This window comes from Citrobacter sp. Ce119 (genome assembly GCF_030334525.1).
Lineage (GTDB): Bacteria > Pseudomonadota > Gammaproteobacteria > Enterobacterales > Enterobacteriaceae > Citrobacter > Citrobacter europaeus.
This window is the reverse complement of record NZ_JAOWDR010000001.1, coordinates 1-763: the sequence shown is the minus strand read 5'-3', so window position 1 is coordinate 763 and position 763 is coordinate 1. Positions and strand designations below refer to the sequence as shown.

General features: G+C 45.1%; 1 protein-coding gene. It reads right to left on the bottom strand.

All coding sequences use genetic code 11. From position 1 onward, the window contains the following. On the bottom strand, positions 1–566 hold a 566-nt coding region (locus OGV80_RS00005), incomplete at its 3' end, for a DUF6708 domain-containing protein (protein ID WP_353654542.1). Positions 567–763: the final 197 nt, after the last annotated feature.

Genomic DNA, 763 nt, shown 5'->3' with positions numbered 1-763 from the left:
CAGTTAAACACCCGGACCTCCACCGGCCAGTCTATCCACGGATTCCAGCTGCTGCGGTGATGTTCGTAAATATAGACTTTTTGTCGCTTACGGTTTAGCCGCACGGGCGTACCGCGGGGCGTGTGATAGGTCATTCTGATCAAAAGTTTAAAAAAAGAGAGAAAAAAAACAAATCCAATAAATGATATTAAAAAAGTGATTATATCCATCCCGGAAATAAAAGGGCAAATTAGAAAAAAAAGTATAAATGGCACTGAAAAAAAAGCAAAAATATCGCCGCAGCCCCATGATATCTGATTCTCATAGCGGGGAATTTCCAGCCAGATATCATTCTTTTCATTCAGCCAGATAGCATTGGGTTCAACATCCTGCTCCAGCCACTGAACCGGCAGATCCTCCTGCCATCTTTCCGCCTGCGGGATCAGTACGGAACGGCGATAAAAAGGTTTTTTGGGGCGTTGCGTTTCAACGTTTGCTGTATGCTGTTTCTTTTTTTTATTGTCAGAGGCGGAAAGTGATGCGCGACGCTTTACTTTATTGTCTGGCTTTTTAGTCATAATATTCATTTATCCTTTTACATTAAGCGTTAATGAAAGCGCATCCTCACCGTTATATTTATTTTTCCAGTCGCTTACGGTGCCGTCCGTGATTCAACGTCAAGCGCTTCCGGCCAGTGAATATGGCCCCACTGCTGCGGGTGTTCTGCAAAACGCGCCGTCTCAGGCACCGGACGGTGCTGCATATAGTGACAGCAGTAGCACCA